Source organism: Flavobacterium sharifuzzamanii (assembly GCF_003254585.1).
GTDB lineage: Bacteria > Bacteroidota > Bacteroidia > Flavobacteriales > Flavobacteriaceae > Flavobacterium > Flavobacterium sharifuzzamanii.
The window spans coordinates 280,838-301,240 of record NZ_QJGZ01000036.1; the positions used below are offsets into that span (position 1 = coordinate 280,838).

At 34.6% G+C, this 20,403-nt stretch carries 14 protein-coding genes; 7 read left to right on the forward strand and 7 right to left on the reverse strand.

The window, feature by feature from the left end; all coding sequences use genetic code 11:
- Nucleotides 1-382 precede the first annotated feature (382 nt).
- Nucleotides 383-1,303 (reverse strand): homoserine kinase, encoded by a 921-nt coding sequence (locus DMA14_RS07950; RefSeq protein WP_111424214.1) that lies wholly within the window; start codon nt 1,301-1,303, stop codon nt 383-385.
- Nucleotides 1,304-1,447: 144 nt separating this feature from the next.
- The gene (gene thrA / locus DMA14_RS07955; protein WP_111424215.1) at nt 1,448-3,895 is read right to left on the reverse strand and encodes a bifunctional aspartate kinase/homoserine dehydrogenase I; all 2,448 of its coding nucleotides are present in this window, start codon (nt 3,893-3,895) and stop codon (nt 1,448-1,450) included.
- Nucleotides 3,896-4,538: 643 nt separating this feature from the next.
- Here thrA and hutH point away from each other — a divergent pair.
- From hutH to DMA14_RS07980, 5 genes are all read left to right on the forward strand, one after another.
- The gene (gene hutH, locus DMA14_RS07960; protein WP_111424216.1) at nt 4,539-6,053 is read left to right on the forward strand and encodes a histidine ammonia-lyase; all 1,515 of its coding nucleotides are present in this window, start codon (nt 4,539-4,541) and stop codon (nt 6,051-6,053) included.
- A 49-nt stretch (nt 6,054-6,102) separates the two neighbouring features.
- Nucleotides 6,103-6,747, forward strand: a complete 645-nt coding sequence (locus DMA14_RS07965; protein WP_008462731.1) for a DUF47 domain-containing protein — start codon at nt 6,103-6,105, stop codon at nt 6,745-6,747.
- Nucleotides 6,748-6,777: 30 nt separating this feature from the next.
- Nucleotides 6,778-8,121 carry an inorganic phosphate transporter gene (locus DMA14_RS07970; protein WP_111424217.1) on the forward strand — a complete coding sequence of 448 codons (1,344 nt, stop codon included), beginning with the start codon at nt 6,778-6,780 and terminating at the stop codon, nt 8,119-8,121.
- Nucleotides 8,122-8,356: 235 nt separating this feature from the next.
- The gene (locus DMA14_RS07975) at nt 8,357-8,989 is read left to right on the forward strand and encodes a hypothetical protein (protein ID WP_111424218.1); all 633 of its coding nucleotides are present in this window, start codon (nt 8,357-8,359) and stop codon (nt 8,987-8,989) included.
- Nucleotides 8,990-9,136: 147 nt separating this feature from the next.
- Complete coding sequence (locus DMA14_RS07980) at nt 9,137-10,135, forward strand: WG repeat-containing protein (RefSeq protein WP_111424219.1); 999 nt, start codon at nt 9,137-9,139, stop codon at nt 10,133-10,135.
- Between the two features lie 2 nt (nt 10,136-10,137).
- On the opposite strand, the gene DMA14_RS07985 is transcribed toward DMA14_RS07980, so the two are convergent.
- The 4 genes from DMA14_RS07985 to DMA14_RS08000 form a co-directional block, all read right to left on the reverse strand.
- Entirely contained in the window at nt 10,138-10,656 is a 519-nt protein-coding gene (locus DMA14_RS07985) for a DUF421 domain-containing protein (RefSeq protein WP_111424220.1), read from the reverse strand.
- Between the two features lie 80 nt (nt 10,657-10,736).
- Entirely contained in the window at nt 10,737-11,354 is a 618-nt protein-coding gene (locus tag DMA14_RS07990) for a hypothetical protein (RefSeq protein ID WP_111424221.1), read from the reverse strand.
- A 28-nt stretch (nt 11,355-11,382) separates the two neighbouring features.
- Complete coding sequence (gene rimK, locus DMA14_RS07995; RefSeq protein ID WP_111424222.1) at nt 11,383-12,750, reverse strand: 30S ribosomal protein S6--L-glutamate ligase; 1,368 nt, start codon at nt 12,748-12,750, stop codon at nt 11,383-11,385.
- Between the two features lie 140 nt (nt 12,751-12,890).
- Nucleotides 12,891-15,437 (reverse strand): ATP-dependent Clp protease ATP-binding subunit, encoded by a 2,547-nt coding sequence (locus DMA14_RS08000; protein ID WP_111424223.1) that lies wholly within the window; start codon nt 15,435-15,437, stop codon nt 12,891-12,893.
- A gap of 258 nt (nt 15,438-15,695) precedes the next feature.
- On the opposite strand from DMA14_RS08000, the gene gyrA reads away from it, so the two are divergent.
- The gene (gene gyrA, locus DMA14_RS08005; RefSeq protein WP_111424224.1) at nt 15,696-18,338 is read left to right on the forward strand and encodes a DNA gyrase subunit A; all 2,643 of its coding nucleotides are present in this window, start codon (nt 15,696-15,698) and stop codon (nt 18,336-18,338) included.
- A 36-nt stretch (nt 18,339-18,374) separates the two neighbouring features.
- Complete coding sequence (locus DMA14_RS08010; protein ID WP_111424225.1) at nt 18,375-19,643, forward strand: tetratricopeptide repeat protein; 1,269 nt, start codon at nt 18,375-18,377, stop codon at nt 19,641-19,643.
- A 61-nt stretch (nt 19,644-19,704) separates the two neighbouring features.
- Here DMA14_RS08010 and DMA14_RS08015 read toward each other — a convergent pair whose 3' ends face one another.
- Entirely contained in the window at nt 19,705-20,124 is a 420-nt protein-coding gene (locus DMA14_RS08015; RefSeq protein WP_111424226.1) for an OsmC family protein, read from the reverse strand.
- Nucleotides 20,125-20,403 lie beyond the last annotated feature (279 nt).

The following is a 20,403-nucleotide window of genomic DNA, read 5'->3' on the forward strand; positions in this document are numbered from 1 at the left end:
CCGCAAAGCACGCAAGGAATTGGTTTCTTTTGAAAACGCAGAGAGCGCAAAGCTTTGTGGTTATATTTTTTATTCAATAGTTATTTTTAAGCATTTTTGTCATTTCGACGTAAGGAGAAATCTTCGCAAGTAACTCCGCAACGTTAATCCAATCTTTGTCGAGCTTCTCGTGGAGTTTTCTCCTTACGTCGAAATGACAAACTGCATGGCTATGCTTTGTGTCTACTCTTTGTCGAGCTTCTCGTGTGATCCTTCGTTCCTCAGGATGACAAACTGTGCGATTATACTTTACGTGGGCTTCGACGGAGTTTATCCTGAGGAACGAAGGGCTCAGCCTGACAAACTTTGTCTTAATACTTAATTCTTCGTACTTAATACTTTTCTACAAAACTCTTACGCCATCTGGATTTATCTTCGAGACGTGAATTTCATACGGTAAATTCATTTTTTCGTAAACGTCGCTCATGGCTTTTGCGATTTGGTCAGCGGTTTCTTTTCCTCTGCTTAAAGCGAAGATTGATGGACCAGAACCTGAAATTCCAGAACCTAAAGCGCCGTTTTCGTAAGCTGTTTGTTTGATTTGATCGAAACCTGGAATTAAAACACTTCTTAAAGGCTCAACGATTTCGTCATGAAGCGAACGTCCGATTAATTCGTAATCTTTGGTGTAGAGACCTGCAACCAATCCGCCCACATTTCCCCATTGCATGATGGCGCTTTTTAGGGAAACGTTTTGTTTTAAAACCGAACGGGCGTCGGAAGTTTTCAATTCAATTTGCGGGTGAACTACCGTTGCGTACAATTCCTCTGGACTATCAATTCTGATAATATCCAAAGGCGAATAACTTCTTACCAACGTAAATCCGCCTAAAAGGGCAGGAGCAACGTTGTCGGCATGCGCGTTTCCGCTGGCCAATTTTTCGCCCTGCATCGCAAACTGAACCAAATCTTTACGAGAATACGGTCTTCCTAATAATTCATTAATTCCGAAAACCGCTCCAGCAGAACTTGCAGCACTGCTTCCGATTCCGCTTCCAGCTTTTATATTTTTATAAATTTCGATTTCGAATCCAAAATCCAGTTCGCCCAAAGTTTCCAACATTGCCAAAGCGGCAACTCCAGAAACGTTTTTCTCGGTTTCCAAAGGTAAATCGGCACCAACAATTTTAGTGATTCGAACTCCTTTTTGATCGACTTTTCGAACAATCATTTCATCGCCCGCATTGTCTAAGCAAAGTCCGAGTACGTCAAATCCGCATGAGAGGTTGGCAATTGTAGCGGGACAGAATAATTTTATTTCCATTTTCTTTTAAGGTTCAAAGTGGCAAAGGTTCAAAGGTTCAGAGGCTTTACTACTTATTGTTTTTTAAGGTTCATAGTGGCAAAGGTTCATAGGTTCAAAGGTTTTTAACTTTGTCCCTTTGCACCTTTGAGCCTTTGTACCTCTTTAGATATTTCCAATTCTAATTACATCCGCAAAAATTCCTGATGCTGTTACTGCTGCTCCTGCACCAGCTCCTTTGATTAATAAAGGCTGATCTACGTAACGATCTGTGTAGAAAAGCACGATATTATCTTTTCCTTCTAAATTGTAGAAAGGATGATCTTTTGGAATGAATTGCAGGCCAACGCTCGCTTTTCCGTTTTCGAATTGCGCTACGTATTTCAATCTTGAATCTTTGGTTAAAGCTTCTTTATAAATACCTTCAAAATGAGAAGCATGTTTGATTAACGAAGCAAAGAAATCTTCGTTGTTTGTTGTAGCTAAACATTCCGCTGGCAGGAACGATTCGTTTGCAATGGCGTCAATATCCATTTCGTAACCGCTTTCGCGAATTAGGATTAGGATTTTACGCGCTACGTCGATTCCGCTTAAGTCAATTTTTGGATCTGGTTCTGTGAATCCCTGAACTCCGGCTTCTTTTACCACATCGTGGAAAGAGTTGTTTTCGTCAAAATTGTTGAAAATAAAGTTCAAACTTCCAGATAAAACTGCTTGAATTTTATGCACTTTATCTCCAGATGCAATCAGATTTTTTACTGTGTCGATAATTGGCAATCCCGCGCCAACATTCGTTTCAAATAAGAAAGGAGCATTGTATTGACGAGATAAGCTTTTTAGTTTTTTATAATTGTCGTAAGCAGAAGAACAAGCAATTTTATTACAAGTTACAACGGCAATGCTTTCTTTTAAGAATTTCTCGTAAGCTTCAGAAACCGTTGCATTTGCAGTGATGTCTACGAAAATACTGTTACGTAAATTCAGTTCTTTTGCCTTTTTGATAAATTCTTCAATGCTTGCTGGTTGACCTTCGCTTAAAGCGGCATCCCAATTTTTTAAAGAAATTCCGTCTTCATCAAATACCATTTTTCTAGAATTAGACAAAGCAATTACGCGAACGTTGATCTTTAAATTATCTTTTAAGAACTTTCTTTGGTTGTGAATCTGCTCGATGAATTTTTCACCCACATTTCCAACTCCCATTACAAATAAGTTTAGCTGTTTTGTGTTTTCTTCGAAGAAGTTTTCGTGTAAAGTATTCAGTGCTTTTTTAACGTCTCTTTCGTTAATTACAGTCGAAATGTTTCTTTCAGAAGCACCTTGCGCGATTGCACGAATGTTTACGTTGTTTTTTCCTAAAGTGCTGAACATTCTTCCGCTTAGACCTTGGTGATTTTTCATGTTTTCACCCACTAGAGCAATAATGCAAAGGTCTTTTTCTACATAACAAGGATCGATTTTGTTTTGTGAAATTTCGATTTCAAAAGCTCTATTAATCGCAGCTTCGGCATTATCAGCATCCGAATTTAAAATTCCGATACAAATTGAATGCTCAGAAGAAGCTTGAGTAATAAAAATAACGTTGATTTTTTCCTGAGACAATACTTCGAATAATCTTCTTGACGAACCTGCAACTCCGATCATTCCTGGACCTTCAAGAGTTAAAAGCGAAATATGATCGATATGGCTAATTCCTTTTACAACAGTATCTTTCGATGAAACCTGATTCGAAATTAAAGTTCCCTCAGCTTCTGGTTCAAAAGTATTTTTGATTAAAATTGGAATGTTTTTTCTTAAAACTGGCTGAATCGTTGGCGGATACAACACTTTTGCACCAAAGTGAGACAATTCCATCGCTTCTTGATAAGAAATATTTGCAATTGGCTGTGCTTGTTTTACAATTTTTGGGTTTGCAGTAAACATTCCGTTTACGTCTGTCCAGATTTCCAATTGTTCCGCATTGATTGCTCCAGCGATAATAGCTGCAGTGTAATCTGAACCTCCACGTCCTAAAGTCGAAGTAATTCCGTCAAGAGTCTGTGCAATAAATCCAGGCATGATATTGATTTTCGCTTCATTCGAACCAAAATATTCCTGAATTAATTTATTAGAAACTTCGAAGTTAACAACAGCTTTTCCGAAGTTATTATCTGTTTTAATTAATTCTCGGCTGTCTTTGTAAACCGCATCTTTACTGATTTGCTGATATGCCTGAGCAATAATGAATGACGATAGCAATTCTCCAAAACTTAAAATAGTATCGGCAGTTCTTGGAGATAATTCGCCAAGCAAGAAACAGCCGTCCAATAAAGTTTCTAAATGGTTGATGATTCTTTTTACGTGGCTCAACAAACTGCTTTGTTCGCTTACCGGAATCAGTTCTTTAAGTGTGTCAAGGTGTTTTTTCTCGATTTCAGCCACAACTTCTCTAAAGCTTTCGTCATTTGCCGCTGCTTTTGCGGCTGCCAATTGCAGTAAATCTGTTACTTTGCTTAAAGCAGAAACTACTACAACTAATTGATCTTGTTTTGCTTTTTGGTTTACAATGTCGAGAACGAGTTTTATATTTTGAGCATTGGCAACCGAAGTTCCGCCAAATTTTAATACTTTCATTTTATGTGATATTTTTTAATAAGGTGCAAAGGTTTTGAGTAACAAAGGTTCAAAGGTTATCAACTGTGAACTGAAACTGAAAACTGCGACTTTTTTTTGTAAATGTTTTTTATGTATCCAATAACTCTCTTCTTTCAAGAAAAAAGTATAGGTAACCTAGGATTATATGTAAAAATGTATACCCCTAAGGGGTAGTAGTTGTTGTAGTAGTAATAATGGTAGCAGCAATTGCAACTCCTGTTTGAGCTGTAATAATTGTAGATTGATATTTTATGCTGTTACTTTTCATTTTTGATTTTTCAAAAGTACAGCTTTTTGCAAGAGTTAAAAACCCAAAAAGCTTTTTTACGAATATTTTAATAATTCAAATCTCTATAAATCAATATTGAGTATTTGTTAAAATTGAATATGTTAAATTGATGTTTTGACATATTTTGAACAGCTATTTTTATAGATTAAACCTTTGCAAAGGATTGATGTCTAGCTTAAAAAGACATGAAAAACGGGTAAAAAAGAGATGTTTTGATTTGAATAGCGATTTAAAGTATGTTAAGAGCTTTTATAGAAATCTTAATTATTGTGATAAAATGTTGCTTTTTAATATTGATTTGTTGAATTTTGGCGTTTAAAATTTACAATCATCATGAGAGAGATCCATTATATAAGTTCGGAAACGATTACTTTAGAAACATTACAAGAAATTTTAAGCCAAAATAAAATACTTGAATTATCTGAAGAAGCTAAAGTAAATGTTCAGAAATGCCGCGATTATTTAGATAAGAAAATGGCATCGCATACTGCACCAATTTACGGTATCAATACAGGTTTCGGATCTTTATATAGTGTGAAAATCTCTAACGAGAATTTATCTAAGCTTCAAGAAAACTTAGTAAAATCGCACTCTTGCGGAACTGGCGAGGAAGTTCCTGCTGAAATTGTAAAAATGATGTTGTTGCTTAAAATTCAATCTTTAAGCTATGGACATTCAGGAGTTCAATTGATTACTTTACAGCGTTTGGTTGACTTTTACAATAATGATATTCTTCCAATAATATATACTCAAGGTTCACTTGGAGCTTCTGGAGATTTAGCGCCTTTGGCACATTTGTCTTTACCTTTAATAGGAGAGGGAGTTGTTCTTTTTGAAGGAAAAAAAGTGGCTTCTGCCGAAATTTTGAAGCAGTTTAATTGGGAACCAATCGTTTTGCAGTCAAAAGAAGGTTTGGCTTTATTGAACGGAACTCAGTTTATGAGCGCTTACGGAGCCCACATTTTAATTAAAGCTTATAAATATTCGTATTTGGCAGATTTAATCGGAACTATCTCTTTAGAAGGTTTTGATGGAAGAATTGAGCCATTTAACGAATTGATACATTATATACGTCCGCACAAAGGACAAATCGTAACTGCACAAAGAATTACAGAATTCTTAGACGGAAGCGAAATTATCACTCAAGAAAAGAAACACGTTCAAGACCCTTATTCTTTCCGTTGCATGCCACAGGTTCACGGAGCTTCAAAAGATGCAATTGATTATGTTAGAAAAGTATTCAAAACAGAAATCAATTCGGTAACTGATAATCCTAATATATTTATAGAAGCCGATCAGATTATTTCTGGAGGAAATTTCCACGGACAGCCTTTAGCTTTGGCTTTAGATTTTATGGCAATTGCTTTGGCCGAATTAGGAAGTATTTCTGAAAGAAGAACGTATCAACTGATTTCTGGTTTACGTAATCTACCAGCATTTTTGGTTGATAATCCAGGATTGAATTCAGGTTTCATGATTCCGCAATATACTGCAGCAAGTATTGCAAGTCAAAACAAGCAATTAGCGACACCTGCTAGTATCGATAGTATAGTTTCAAGTAACGGTCAGGAAGATCACGTGAGCATGGGAGCAAACGGAGCTACAAAAGCCTTACGTGTTTTAGATAATCTAGGGCGTATTTTGGCTATTGAATTGTTGAATGCATCACAAGCAATTGCTTACAGAGAGCCTTTAAAATCAAGTGATTTTATCGAAATGTTCTTAAACAGTTATAGAGAAGTGGTGCCTTTGGTAAAAGAAGACAGAATCTTACATAATGACATAGAAAACACGGTGTTATTCCTTGAGAGTTTTCAAATTGAAAACGATTTGTTAACAATGGCTTAACACTGAAACGTGTTATTGAAGGTAATTTTGCACTATCAAAAATAAAACAATGTCAATAAACAGTATTTTCCAATTTTTAGTGCCGAAAGACAAAAAATTCTTTCCACTTTTTGAAGAGGCTTCTAGCAATTTAATTGAATTAGCTTCTAACTTACACGAAGCTGTAAATTTACCATTAAAAGAAAGAGAAATTCTTTTTCAAAAGATTGACGAATTAGAACAAAAAGGAGAAGACATTACTCGTCAGACTAACTTAGAGTTGAGCAGAAACTTTATTACTCCGTTTGATAGAGAAGACATTCACACGTTAATTACTTCAATTGACAACGTTGCAGATTACCTTCACGGTGCATCTAGCCGTATGAGATTGTATCAAGTTGATAAGATTACAAAATCTATCAGAAAGATGACAGAAATCAACCTTGAAGCTTGTCAAAACATTGACAGTGCAGTAAAAGAGTTGAGAAACTTACAAAACTTTAAAGTTATTAAAGATGCGTGTGCTAGAATTAACAAACTAGAAAACAAATCTGATAACGTTTATAACAAAGCAGTTTTTGAAATTTTTGAAAACGAAACAGACGCTAAAAATATTATTAAATATAAAGAAGTGTTATCTGTTTTAGAATCAGCAACAGACAAATGTAAGAGTGTTGCGAACATACTAGAATCTATTTCTGTAAAACATTCTTAATTCAATCTTTCAATCTGAAGTTATAATCTTATGACTATACTTATATTAATTATAGTACTTGCCTTAATTTTTGATTACATCAATGGTTTTCATGATGCGGCAAATGCTATAGCGACTGTTGTTGCAACAAAGGTTTTGACACCTTTTCAGGCGGTAGTCTGGGCAGCATTTTTTAACTTTCTGGCGTATTGGGTTTTCGGATTTGGTGTTGCAGATACTGTTGCTAAAACAGCACACACCATGGAGATTAACTTAGTTGTTATTTTAGCTGGAGTTATTGCTGCAATCTGTTGGAATCTATTGACTTGGTGGTTAGGAATTCCTTCAAGTTCTTCACATACATTAATTGGAGGTTTTGCTGGAGCTGCAGTAGCGCATGCTATCGCTGTACACGGATTTTCTGGTTATGTTGGAGAAGATGGAGCAACTCACTACTGGTATGAAATTGTAAGCTGGTATAAGGCTGGTAAAGATGGTGGAATGCCTTCGGGGGTTCTTATTATCATTGCATTTATCGTTTTAGCACCATTAATTGGAGCGCTTGCTTCTTATTTAATTTCGATTTGGCTTTTAAATGCTTCTCGTAAAACAATTGGGCCTAAAGTCTTTACTGTAGCTTTAATGATTGCTACTGTTGTTTTCGTATACTATCAGATGGTTTCTTATGACGAAATTCTAGAACACGGAAAACCTCGTTTTGAATCTCATTTTTGGAGTGTAGTATTCGATTCTCATAATATTAAATGGTTCTTAGTTGCATTCATTGTCTTAACTGTAAGCGGATTTTGTTTAATATTCAGTAGTTTAAATCTTCATCAGGCCGATGCTGCTTTAAAGAAAATGCAGTTATTGTCTTCTGCGGCATTTAGTTTAGGTCACGGAGGAAACGATTCTCAAAAAGTAATGGGTATTATTGCTGCAGCTGTAGCGGTTTATATCAATACAAACCCAGGAGTTCATATGGATGCTTGGTTAGATGTTGTGCTTCCTAATGACGACGCAGGTATTAAAGGTGTAATGCCAAGTTGGATTCCTCTTGCGTGTTATTCTGCGATTGCTGCGGGAACTTTAAGCGGTGGATGGAAAATTGTGAAAACAATGGGTTCTAAAATCACTAAAGTAAGTTCATTTGAAGGTGTTGCTGCTGAAACAGCTGGAGCTTTGACACTTTACTTTACAGAGCACTTAAAAATTCCAGTAAGTACAACGCATACGATTACAGGATCTATTATTGGAGTTGGATTAACAAAACGTGTTTCTGCCGTTAGATGGGGAGTTACAGTAAGTTTAATCTGGGCTTGGATCTTAACTATTCCAATTTCAGCTTTATTAGCAGGTTTGGTTTACTTTGTTTTGAGCGTGTTTATTTCGTAATAAGATGATTTTTATAAAATGTGATAAGTTATAATTCACATTTTTAAATATAAAAAAGAGGCTAGTTTCTACAGAAACTAGCCTCTTTTTTATGTCTATTAGAAAATAAAAAAATGTCCTAAACTACCACATTTAAAACTTTTATTGCCTAATAAAAGAATCTATTAAAAAGACCTTTGCAAATTATTTATTCACATAATTAGCTGCGATAACAATTTTTAAAAAGACTTAAGAAATGGAAAAAATTTTTGAAAATCCAATGATTTTTAATGGAGAAGATGATAATGTAGTACTTGTTTATGGTGATTTTATTGTTGGTAAAATTACCTCAGCAATAAGCGATGTATGCATTGGCAATATAAATAAAGAAGTTTTTGATGGTTCTGGATTTGATTCGATTATTAAAATAAAAGAAGTTTTTGAATATGAGTTTGAACCAGATATCGATTCTCATATAATGTTTGGAGTAAAAAACAGCGAAGGCAAATCGTATGTTACAATTGATTTTCAGAACGCAGAGGTTGCGAAAGAAGCTGAAAAATTGATTAAAGAACAATTTAAAAGACTAGGTTTTAAAAGAGAAGAAAAACAACTTACTGCCACTCAGGCTGCTGTTACTCCAGGATTAATAACTTTATTTATAGCAATCGTAGGAGGTTTGTTTACTTGGTTTGCATACGGTCTTCAAGACTATGAATCACAACGAACGAGAGTGGTAAAATGGTACGTTTATATTTTTGTAAAGATTGCAAAAGCGGTTGGTTATTATCCTTTTTTAATCATAACAGTTCTGTTGACCATAGCTTGCTTATTTTGGGTGGTTAAAAGAATGGCAAATCCGCCTTTTAAGATTAGTGCTGTGAAATAATTTGCAAAAGCCGATTTCAAATTTGAAATCGGTTTTTTTTTGTTTTAATTTGTTTTAATTTGTTTTAAAGTAAAAGTATAAAAGCTTTTAGAGGTTATGTTAACAACCCATTTTGTATACTTTTGTTGATAGTCTAATTTTTTTTAAATGATGAAGAGAATAATTGTATTGGTTTTAATGCTGATTGTAAAAACTGGTTTTGCTCAATCAAAAGAAAAGGCTTTTAAATATGGTTTTGTCGATCAGACAGGAAAAGAAATAGTTCCTTGCAAATACGACGATATTGTTGCTTTCGAGAATGGTTTTGCCGTTGTAAAATTAAAAGGCAAAAGTGGCGTAGTTGATAAAACCGGAAAAGAAGTTATTCGCTGTATTTATGATGAAATACAGAATAAAAAGAATTGGATAATAGTAAGCAATAAAAATGCTAAAGCTCAGTATTTGGTTAAATCTTCCGATGTTTTACTCACTAAAAAATACGATGAAGCAAAAACTTTGTCACATGAAATAACTGCTGTAAAACTGAATAATAAATGGGGGTTTATAGATGTGGTTGGAGAAGAAATAACTCCAAAATATGACGAAATAATTGACTTTGCAGATCGATTTGCAGTTGTGAAACTAAATGGAAAATATGGGATTGTAGATCAGATTGGGAAAGAGGTTGTTTTTCCAATTTATGATCAAGTTCAAAATTTTAAAGAAGGTTTTGCAGTAGTAGAATCTAATAATAAGTTTGGAGTAATTAGTGAAGAGGGGAAAATTGTAGTTCCTATTAAGTACGATATGAATTTTTATTTTAAGGATAATGTATCAATTGTAAAGCAGGAAAATAAATATGGTATTTTGGATAACGAAGGAAAAGAAATCGTGCCAATACAATACGATTTTATGGTTTTAAATGATGAATTAATTCAGGTAAAATCAGGTGATAAATACGGATTGATTGATAAAACAGGAAAAGAAGTTGCTCCAATTAAATATGATGCAATTGAATCTTTTAAAGACGGAATTGCCGTGATAAAGTCGGACGGAAAATATGGTTTTATTGATAAAGAAGGAAAAGAAATCGTAACACCGAAATATGAAAAAGCAGATGATTTTAAAGATGGTTTAGGTGCTGTTAGAATTCAAGTCGGAAAATAAAATCAAAACTTTTGAAGATTCTTATGATTGTGTTTTCGTTTGTAATGCGTTTGTTTAAGATGTTTTTGATCTTTCGAAATGATGCTTATTGTTCCGTCAATTTCAAGCATGGCGAGTTTAATATCGGTTAAATGTTCTAAGCCATGTTCACGAGCGGCTTCTTTTAATTCTTCGTGCGGAACATCTAATCTGCTTAAAGTTTTAAAATCTAATATACCGTCATGAATTAAGATTTCGGGTTTGTCAAGTAGTAAATCGCCAAGAGTTTTGAATCTCTTTGTCAGCTTCTTAATAGCAAAGTTGATCGAAAACAAAACCAATGCTGCGATTAGTCCTCCGATTAAACTTGTGTCAGGACCAACCATCGCATTTTGGACAGAGTTGCTTATTAATAAAATAAGGATAATATCGGCAGTATTTAATTGCGAAAGTTCTTTTTTGCCAAAAACGCGAAGCGCAATTGTCATGAAGAAATAAACGGCAACACTTCGAATAATTATATCTAAATAAGGAAAAGTCATGTTTTTTATTTTAAAATTAAATAAAAAAGCTTTGCCAAAGTTTAAACTTTGAAAAAGCTACTAAGTAAAAATTGTTTTTTTTAACCAGCACATTTAACCCAAATATCTTTAGTGTGAATTACTTGCCAAACATTTTCTTTTTTTTCTAAGAATATTGAAATTCCATAAGGTAGTTCTTTTCGATAGCAATCAACTTGCATGTAGGCTTTTTTGTTGTCTTCTGAAAATATTGGGATTGATAATATTATATATTCCTCAGCCTTGTCAATTTTTGAGACGGAAATTGTTTTTAACTTTTTTGATATCTTTCGCGGTAATGTGTATGTTAAAAAACAATTGTTTTGTTCTGCAAAGTTTATAGAATCCCTGCTACTGAATATTTTTTCTCCTTTTAAATTGGTGTTTAATAGCATTTGGATATAAATTTCCGTGTTTTGGAGAATAATTGGCAACCTTGGTGGAAGTTTTACCACTGATGGTTTTGTTGGTTCTGCGTATATGTCCTCGGTACTGATCTTAAGTTTCTTAAAACTGTTGCAAACTGCGTAAGAGTTTTTAGAATTCTCAATACGGTTTTGTTTAATAAAAGTTTCTACGATTTTATCAGTTTCAATCTTTCTAATTTTTTCATTATCAGAGCAATCATTTTTACTGCAACTTGTTATAATTAAAATTAGAAAGATTGTGATTTTTTTCATTGATGAAATACTGAAAAAGGCTAATTAATTATAATTTAAAATTCTTTTCAATCGCTCTAATCATTTCTCCTGCCACATCTTTATTGGTTGCACCTTCAATTCCTTCAAGACCAGGGGAAGAGTTTACTTCAAGCAATAACGGACCTTTAGAAGAACGAATAATATCAACACCAGCTACTTTTAAGTCCATTGCCTTTGCCGCTTTTATAGCGATCTTTTTCTCTTCGGCCGTAACTTTGATTACAGATGCAGTTCCGCCAAGATGAATGTTTGCTCTAAATTCGCCAGGCATAGCTTCACGCTGGATTGCGGCAACCACTTTTCCGTCGATTACAAAACAACGAATATCTTTTCCGTTGGCCTCTTTGATGAATTCTTGAACTAAAATGTTGGCATTTAAACTTTTGAAAGCATTAATAACGCTTTCTGCCGCTTTTTTGGTTTCGGCCAAAACAACCCCTTTTCCTTGTGTTCCTTCTAATAATTTTACAATTAAAGGTGAACCGCCAACCATTTTGATAAGATTGTCTGTATCAAGTGGAGAATTAGCAAATCCTGTAGTTGGAATATCAATTCCGCTATTCAGTAACAATTGTAAAGAATATAGCTTATCTCTCGATTGCGTTATGGCTGTAGCTGAATTTAGTACAAATACTTTTAAGGCTTCAAACTGACGTGTCAAAGCACAACCATAAAAAGTAATGCTCGGACGAATTCTCGGAATAATAGCATCAAACTCATTTAAGATTTTTCCCCCTCTGTAATGAATCTCTGGTTTTTTAGCGTCCAGTTTCATGTAGCATTCCTTGATATTTAGGAAATGCATTTCGTGCCCACGCATTTCGCCGGCTTCCATAATTCTTTTATTGCTATATAGTTCTGGATTGCTAGCTAAGAGGCCAATTCGCAAACCTGTTTTTGCTTTTTCTGAATTTTGGTATAATTCTTTTAAAGATTCTGCTGTAGGCTGTCCTAAAAGATATTTTTGTTCGGGATCAACTAAAACCCTTCCGCTCATGGCTTCGCGCCCTAAAAGCATTCTAAATCCCATAGAATCACGATTAGTGAGAGTCATTTCGATTGGCCATTTGGCATCGCCGATCTTTAAGCTAGTTTGGATTACATAACGATGTTCTCTAAATCCGCTCGAACTTTTTACAATTCGCTTGTCAACCAAAGGTGCTTCACAATGAATAATGGTTTTGATATTATTCTGAATCGGATTAATATCAAATTTAACCCAATTAGCATCATTTTTTATAAAAGGCGCTATGTTTAAAGCGTGCATTGCCGAAGTTTTGGCACCAGAATCTACACGAGCCTTAATTGTCGGGATTCCAAGTTCTGGAAATGAGCACCATTCTTCGCTGCCTAAAATGACTTTGTTTTGAAGCATATTTTGTTTTTTATTATAGAATTTAAATTCAAAAATAGCTATTTGCTTTTACTAAAGATAGTGATTTTTAATAAAAAAAATACCCGTTATGTTATGAAAACGTAACGGGCATATTATGAATGTTATAAATTTTGACTAATTTATTGATTCGTTGGCTCTTCGGCTTTATGGATTTCAACTGATAATTCTTGCGAATCATCTTTTAAGTCCATCATGATTTCATCACCAGAATGTATTTTTGAAGTGATGATTTCTTCTGCTAACAAATCTTCAACATATTTCTGAATTGCTCTTTTAAGCGGTCTTGCTCCAAATTGTTTGTCAAAACCTTTTTCGGCAATAAATGCTTTTGCTTTATCAGTTAAGCTTAATTTGTAGCCTAACTCTGCAATACGAGAATATAGTTTTTTCAATTCGATTTCGATAATCAAATCGATATCAGCTTTTTCTAGTGCGTTGAATACAATTACGTCATCAATTCTGTTTAAGAACTCAGGAGCAAAAGTTTTCTTCAGTGCGTTTTCGATAATGCTTTTTGAGTTTTCATCAGCCTGAGCTGTTCTCGCTGCAGTTCCGAATCCAACACCTTGTCCGAAATCTTTCAACTGACGAGCACCAACGTTAGAGGTCATGATAATGATAGTGTTTTTAAAGTCAATTTTACGACCTAAACTATCCGTTAAATATCCGTCATCTAACACTTGAAGCATCATATTGAACACATCTGGATGCGCTTTTTCGATTTCATCTAAAAGAACCACACAGTAAGGTTTTCTACGAACTTTCTCAGTCAATTGACCACCTTCTTCGTAACCAACGTATCCTGGAGGCGCTCCAACTAAACGAGAAATCGCAAATTTCTCCATGTATTCACTCATATCGATACGAACTAAAGCATCTTCAGAATCAAATAATTCTTTTGCTAATACTTTAGCCAATTGTGTTTTACCAACTCCAGTCTGACCTAAGAAAATGAATGAACCAATTGGTTTGTTCGGATCTTTAAGTCCAGCTCTGTTACGTTGAATAGAACGAGCGATTTTAAGAACTGCTTCATTTTGACCAATTACTTTATTTTGAATCAATTCAGGTAATTGGGCCAATTTGTTGCTTTCTGTTTGTGCAATTCTGTTTACAGGAATTCCAGTCATCATAGAAACAACATCGGCTACATTATCTTCTGTAACTTCAATTCTGTTGTTTTTAGAATCTTCTTCCCATTGCTCTTGTGCTAAAGCAAGATCTTTTTCGATACGTTTTTCATCATCGCGAAGTTTGGCCGCTTCTTCATATTTTTGTTTTTTAACAACCATATTTTTCATTTCGCGAACTTCTTCCAACTGACGTTCTAGATCCAAAATTTGTTTCGGAACATCGATGTTAGTGATATGCACGCGTGAACCAGCCTCATCCATAGCATCAATCGCTTTGTCTGGTAAGAAACGCTCAGACATATATCTGTTCGTTAGCTTAACGCAGGCTTCAATAGCTTCTGGAGTATAACTTACGTTATGGTGATCTTCGTATTTATCTTTTACGTTATTCAAAATAGCGATTGTTTCTTCAACAGAAGTTGGCTCAACAATTACTTTTTGAAAACGTCTTTCTAAAGCACCATCTTTCTCAATATATTGTCTGTACTCGTCAAGAGTTGTAGCACCAATACATTGGATTTCACCTCTAGCTAATGCAGGTTTGAACATGTTTGAAGCGTCAAGCGAACCAGTTGCTCCTCCAGCTCCTACAATAGTATGGATCTCGTCTATAAAAAGAATAATATCATCGTTTTTCTCAAGCTCGTTCATTACGGCTTTCATTCTTTCTTCAAATTGTCCTCTGTATTTAGTTCCAGCAACTAAGCTTGCAAGATCTAAAGTAACAACACGTTTGTGGAAAAGAATACGAGACACTTTCTTTTGGATGATGCGTAGAGCAAGTCCTTCTGCAATAGCAGATTTACCAACTCCAGGTTCTCCAATAAGAAGCGGATTGTTCTTTTTTCTACGGCTTAAAATTTGCGATACACGCTCAATTTCTTTTTCTCGTCCTACAACAGGGTCTAATTTTCCCTCTTCAGCCATTTCTGTTAAATCTCTCCCAAAATTATCTAAAACAGGAGTTTTTGATTTTTTGTTTGACTTATTGGCGGGATTATTAAAGCTGCTTTCTTTTAGACTGTCATCTTGTCCTGAATCGTCATTGTACGATTCGTTTCTTGGCAAGTTTTCTAAGAATTCTTCTTCGTTTGGAGTCATATTTAAGTACTGTTCTTTAGCTACGTCATAATCTATTTTTAGTTTATTCAGCAGCTTGGTTGTTGGATCGTTTTCGTTTCTCAAGATACATAACAGCAAATGTGCCGTGCTAATCGATGAACTTTGAAATACTTTTGCTTCAAGAAAAGTGGTCTTCAGGGCTCTTTCGGCCTGTCGGGTAAGATGAAGGTTTTTCTTTTCTGCATTTACTTCAACGCTCAGGTTGGCAGGGCTCAGTATTTCTACTTTTCTGCGTAAATGATCTAAATCGACAGCTAGGTTATTAAGTATATGAATAGCTTTTCCGTTACCATCTCTTAAAATACCTAGCATAAGATGTTCTGTACCAATAAAGTCGTGCCCTAGACGTAGAGCTTCCTCTTTACTGTACGTAATAACATCTTTTACTCTTGGTGAAAAATTATCATCCATAATATATAATTGGTATTGTAAATTTAGTGAATTACAGTTTTAAAAACAAAAACCGTACCCTTCGAAATCTCCTGTCAGCTAATAGACGAAAAAATAGACAATAAAAGAGTTAAAAAACGTTTAATTTATTAACTAAAAGACAAAATAAAGTTGTTAATAAATCATTGAAATAAGTGTAAGGAAATAGCTGAAAAAATTTCAAAAAAACGTATCTTGGCACGCTTTGAAAACTAATATAATTATTTAATATAACAACTTATGTCTGAAGGAGAAAAGTTAATTCCTATTAACATAGAGGATGAAATGAAGTCAGCTTACATCGATTATTCGATGTCAGTAATTGTATCGAGAGCACTTCCTGATGTTAGAGATGGCTTGAAACCAGTGCATCGAAGAGTTCTTTACGGAATGTATGATTTAGGTGTAACATCAAGATCTGCCCACAAAAAGTCTGCGAGAATTGTAGGGGAGGTTCTGGGTAAGTATCACCCGCACGGTGATACCTCTGTTTATGACGCAATGGTGCGTATGGCGCAGGAATGGAGTATGCGTTATTTATTAGTTGACGGACAAGGTAATTTTGGTTCTGTCGATGGAGACAGTCCTGCAGCAATGCGTTATACTGAGGCCAGAATGCGCAAAATTTCTGAAGAGATTATGGCAGATATCGAAAAAGAAACAGTTGATTTTCAATTGAACTTTGACGATACCATATATGAGCCAAAAGTAATGCCGACAAGAGTTCCTACTTTATTAGTAAATGGAGCAACAGGTATTGCAGTTGGTATGGCGACTAATATGCCGCCACACAATTTAACTGAAGTTATCAATGGTACTTTGGCGTATCTTGATAATAACGATATTGAAGTAGATGAGTTAATGACTCATATTAAAGCTCCAGATTTCCCTACTGGAGGTATTATTTATGGATACGAAGGTGTTCGTGAAGCTTTTAAAACGGGTAGAGGACGTATTGTAATGCGTGCTAAAGTTGGTTTTGAAGAAGTTGACGGAAGAGAATGCATCATCGTTACCGAGATTCCATACCAGGTTAACAAAGCCGAAATGATCAAACGTACGGCTGATTTGGTTAATGAGAAAAAAATCGAAGGTATTGCCAATATCCGTGACGAGTCGGATAGAAGCGGTATGCGTATCGTTTACATCTTAAAACGTGATGCTACGCCAAACGTAGTTTTAAATACTTTATACAAATACACTCAACTTCAGTCTTCTTTTAGTGTAAACAATATTGCATTAGTAAAAGGACGTCCTCAATTATTGAATCTGAAAGATATGATTCACTACTTTATTGAGCACCGTCATGATGTAGTAGTAAGAAGAACGCAGTTTGAATTGCGTAAAGCTGAAGAAAGAGCGCATATTTTAGAAGGATTAATTATTGCTTCTGATAATATCGATGAAGTAATTGCGTTAATTAGAGGGTCTAAAAATACGGACGAAGCGAGAGAGAAATTAATCGAAAGATTTAAATTATCAGATATTCAGGCTCGTGCAATTGTTGAGATGCGTTTACGTCAGTTAACAGGTCTGGAGCAAGATAAATTAAGAGCTGAGTTTGATGAATTGATGAAGTTAATTGAACATTTGAAAGCTTTATTGGCAGATGTAAATTTAAGAATTGATTTAATCAAAGAAGAGCTTACGGAAATCCGTGATAAATATGGTGATGACCGTCGTTCTCAAATTGAGTATTCTGGTGGAGATGTAAGTATTGAAGATTTAATTGCTGACGAAAATGTAGTTATTACTATTTCGCACGCAGGTTATATCAAACGTACAAACTTATCTGAGTACAAAACTCAAAACAGAGGTGGAGTTGGACAGAAGAGCGCTGGTACAAGAGATCAAGATTTCTTAGAGCACATGTTCGTGGCGACAAACCACCAATATATGATGTTCTTTACCCAAAAAGGAAAATGTTTCTGGATGCGTGTTTATGAAATTCCAGAAGGAAGTAAAACCGCAAAAGGTAGAGCAATTCAGAACTTGGTAAACATTGAAAGCGATGATAAAGTAAAAGCTTTCATTTGTACACAAGATTTAAAAGACAAAGATTATATCAATACGCATAATCTTGTAATGGTGACAAAACAAGGTCAGGTGAAGAAAACTTCTTTAGAGAAATATTCTAAACCAAGAGCAAATGGAGTTGCGGCTATTACAATTAAAGAAGGAGATGAGTTGCTTGGGGCTCAGTTAACAAACGGAGAGAGCCAAATTATCTTAGCAGTTAAATCTGGTAAATTAGTTCGTTTTGAAGAAACTAAAACACGTCCGATGGGAAGAACGGCTTCTGGAGTTCGAGGTATTACCTTGAAAGATGAAACTGATGAAGTAATCGGAATGGTTACAGTGGATAAAAATGATATTACCGAATCTCAAATCTTAGTTGTAACTGAAAATGGATACGGAAAACGTACTAAATTAGTTGACGAAGACGGAGAAGATGTGTACAGAATTACAAACCGTGGAGGTAAAGGGGTTAAAACGCTTAACATCACGGAGAAAACAGGTAAACTAATTTCTATTAATGCGGTAACAGATGCAGATGATTTAATGATTATCAACAAATCTGGATTAACCATTAGAATGGCAATTGAAGATTTACGTGTTATGGGACGTGCTACTCAAGGTGTTAGATTGATTAACCTTAAAGGTAAAGATTCTATCGCTGCTGTAACTACGGTAATGAAAGACGACGCTGAAGAAGTTATTGTTGATGAAGACGGTAATGTTATCGAAACTGTAATTGAAAGAGTTAAGCCAGATCTAGAAGTTCTTGAAGATGACGGATCTGTAGAAGAGGACGAAGACTCTGATGATGAAGTAGAAGATGAAGACGATGCTGAAGGAGAAGATGAAGAGTCTGAAGAATAAGTAAAAACAAAAAATTAAATACAAATAAATACCATTATGAAAAGTAAATATGTAATACTTGCATCAGCATTACTGATCTCTGTAGCTACGTTTGCTCAAAAAGATCAAATTAAAAATGCTGAAAAGGCATTAAAGGGCGGAGATGCGCAAGGTGCTCTTGCTCAATTAAAAGATGCAGAGAATTTAATTGTAAATGCTAAAGATACTGAGCAGGCTCAATATTATTTCGTTCAAGGAAATGCTTTTCTTGAGCTTGCAAACAAAAAAGTTGAAGAAGGTAAAAACTTGTTAGCAGCAGCAGATAGCTACAAAAAATTAATTGATGTAGAGAAAACTTCTGGAAAGCAAAAATATTCTACGCAAGCAGCAGCATCAATTACTGAAATTAAAGGATTGTTGATCAATTCTGCAATTGCAGATACACAGGCAAGCAAACATGTTGATGGCGCAAAAAAATTGTACCAAGCATATGAATTGGACAAAAAAGATACTATCAACTTGTATTATGCGGCTTCTACAGCTGTAAATTCACAAGATTATGATCTTGCTTTGCCAATGTATGAGGAGTTGAAAAAATTAAACTACTCAGGGAAAGGAACTTTGTATTTGGCTTCAAACAAAGCTAATGGAAACGAAGATAACTTTGCTAATGCTAAAGAAAGAGATCTAGCTGTTAAATTAGGAACTCACGAAAAACCTAAAACTGAAGCTATTCCTTCTAAAAGAGGTGAAATCTACAAAAACTTAGCATTAATCTTAGTGCAAAAAGGACGTACAGAAGATGCGAAAAAAGCAATCGCTGATGCTAGAAAAGCAAATCCAGACGATACTTCTTTAATTTTGACAGAGGCTAATTTGTATCTAGAGACTAAAGACTTCGATATGTACAAAAAATTAGTTAATGAGGCTTTAGAGAAAGATCCTAAAAATGCTGATTTAGTATTTAATTTAGGAGTAATTAGTGCTGGAGCTAAAAATACTGCTGACGCAGAAAAATATTACTTAAGAGCAATCGAAATCAACCCTGATTACACAAATGCTTACTTAAATCTTGCTGCTTTAAAATTAGAAGCTGAAAAACCAATTATTGACGAAATGAATAAATTGGGAACTTCTGCTAAAGATATGAAACGTTATGATGTTTTAAAAGCGCAAAGAGAATCAGTTTTCAAAGGGGTAATTCCTTACCTTAAAAAAGCAAATGAATTAGATCCTAAAAACGAGGATGTTTCTAAAACATTATTAGGAGTTTACAATGCTCTTGAAATGACTGCAGAAGCTAAAGCTTTAAAAGCAAAAATGTAATTAATAGCTTTTTAAAATAAAGAAAAAACCATTCACCGCGGTGAATGGTTTTTTTTATGTTTTAGCCGATTAGTTCAGCAGATAAAGTAATGGTTGTGTTTAGCAGTTTTGAAATAGGGCAGATTTCTTTTGCTTTGGCAGCTGTTGCAGCAAATTGTTCAGCAGAAATTGAAGGAACTTTGCCTTTTAGATCTAAATGAATTAAAGTAATTGAACCATCTTCAAAAGTTACTGTAGCTTCTGTAGTTAAATCATCGGCGGTAAAACCAGCTTCGTTAAGTAAAAAGCTTAATTGCATTGTAAAACAGCCAGAATGAGCTGCAGCAACCAATTCTTCTGGATTTGTGCCCACACCGTCAGCAAATCTTGTTTTAAAAGACAATTGTGCATTATCTAAAGTTGTGCTTTGTGTGCTGATTGTTCCTTTTCCTTCCATACCGGTTCCTTTCCAGTTGGCGTGTGCTTTTCTTGTAAATTTCATATTCTTCTTATTTAAAATTAGTATTAAATGTTATTTGCTTAGTTGCCAGATAATAGTGGTAACTCAAATATAATCAATATTTTGCAGAATAATTTTGTAAAATTTAATGAGATTGTTAAGTTTAGGGTTTAAGGTTGGAGTGAGTTTTAACCGCAAAGGGCGCAAAGATTTGCGCAAAGTTTGCAATGTCTTTAAGTAAATCTTTGCAGATTTTGCGTTAAAAAATAAGTACAAAAAAAAGTGTAACAATTGTTCGTTACACTTTATTATTTTTAGAAT

Coding starts and splice junctions, on each gene's coding strand:
- DMA14_RS07950 (WP_111424214.1), bottom strand. CDS start 1,303: ATGGAAATAAAATTATTCTGTCCCGCTACAATTGCCAACCTCTCATGC.
- thrA (WP_111424215.1), bottom strand. CDS start 3,895: ATGAAAGTATTAAAATTTGGCGGAACTTCGGTTGCCAATGCTCAAAAT.
- hutH (WP_111424216.1), top strand. CDS start 4,539: ATGAGAGAGATCCATTATATAAGTTCGGAAACGATTACTTTAGAAACA.
- DMA14_RS07965 (WP_008462731.1), top strand. CDS start 6,103: ATGTCAATAAACAGTATTTTCCAATTTTTAGTGCCGAAAGACAAAAAA.
- DMA14_RS07970 (WP_111424217.1), top strand. CDS start 6,778: ATGACTATACTTATATTAATTATAGTACTTGCCTTAATTTTTGATTAC.
- DMA14_RS07975 (WP_111424218.1), top strand. CDS start 8,357: ATGGAAAAAATTTTTGAAAATCCAATGATTTTTAATGGAGAAGATGAT.
- DMA14_RS07980 (WP_111424219.1), top strand. CDS start 9,137: ATGATGAAGAGAATAATTGTATTGGTTTTAATGCTGATTGTAAAAACT.
- DMA14_RS07985 (WP_111424220.1), bottom strand. CDS start 10,656: ATGACTTTTCCTTATTTAGATATAATTATTCGAAGTGTTGCCGTTTAT.
- DMA14_RS07990 (WP_111424221.1), bottom strand. CDS start 11,354: ATGAAAAAAATCACAATCTTTCTAATTTTAATTATAACAAGTTGCAGT.
- rimK (WP_111424222.1), bottom strand. CDS start 12,750: ATGCTTCAAAACAAAGTCATTTTAGGCAGCGAAGAATGGTGCTCATTT.
- DMA14_RS08000 (WP_111424223.1), bottom strand. CDS start 15,437: ATGGATGATAATTTTTCACCAAGAGTAAAAGATGTTATTACGTACAGT.
- gyrA (WP_111424224.1), top strand. CDS start 15,696: ATGTCTGAAGGAGAAAAGTTAATTCCTATTAACATAGAGGATGAAATG.
- DMA14_RS08010 (WP_111424225.1), top strand. CDS start 18,375: ATGAAAAGTAAATATGTAATACTTGCATCAGCATTACTGATCTCTGTA.
- DMA14_RS08015 (WP_111424226.1), bottom strand. CDS start 20,124: ATGAAATTTACAAGAAAAGCACACGCCAACTGGAAAGGAACCGGTATG.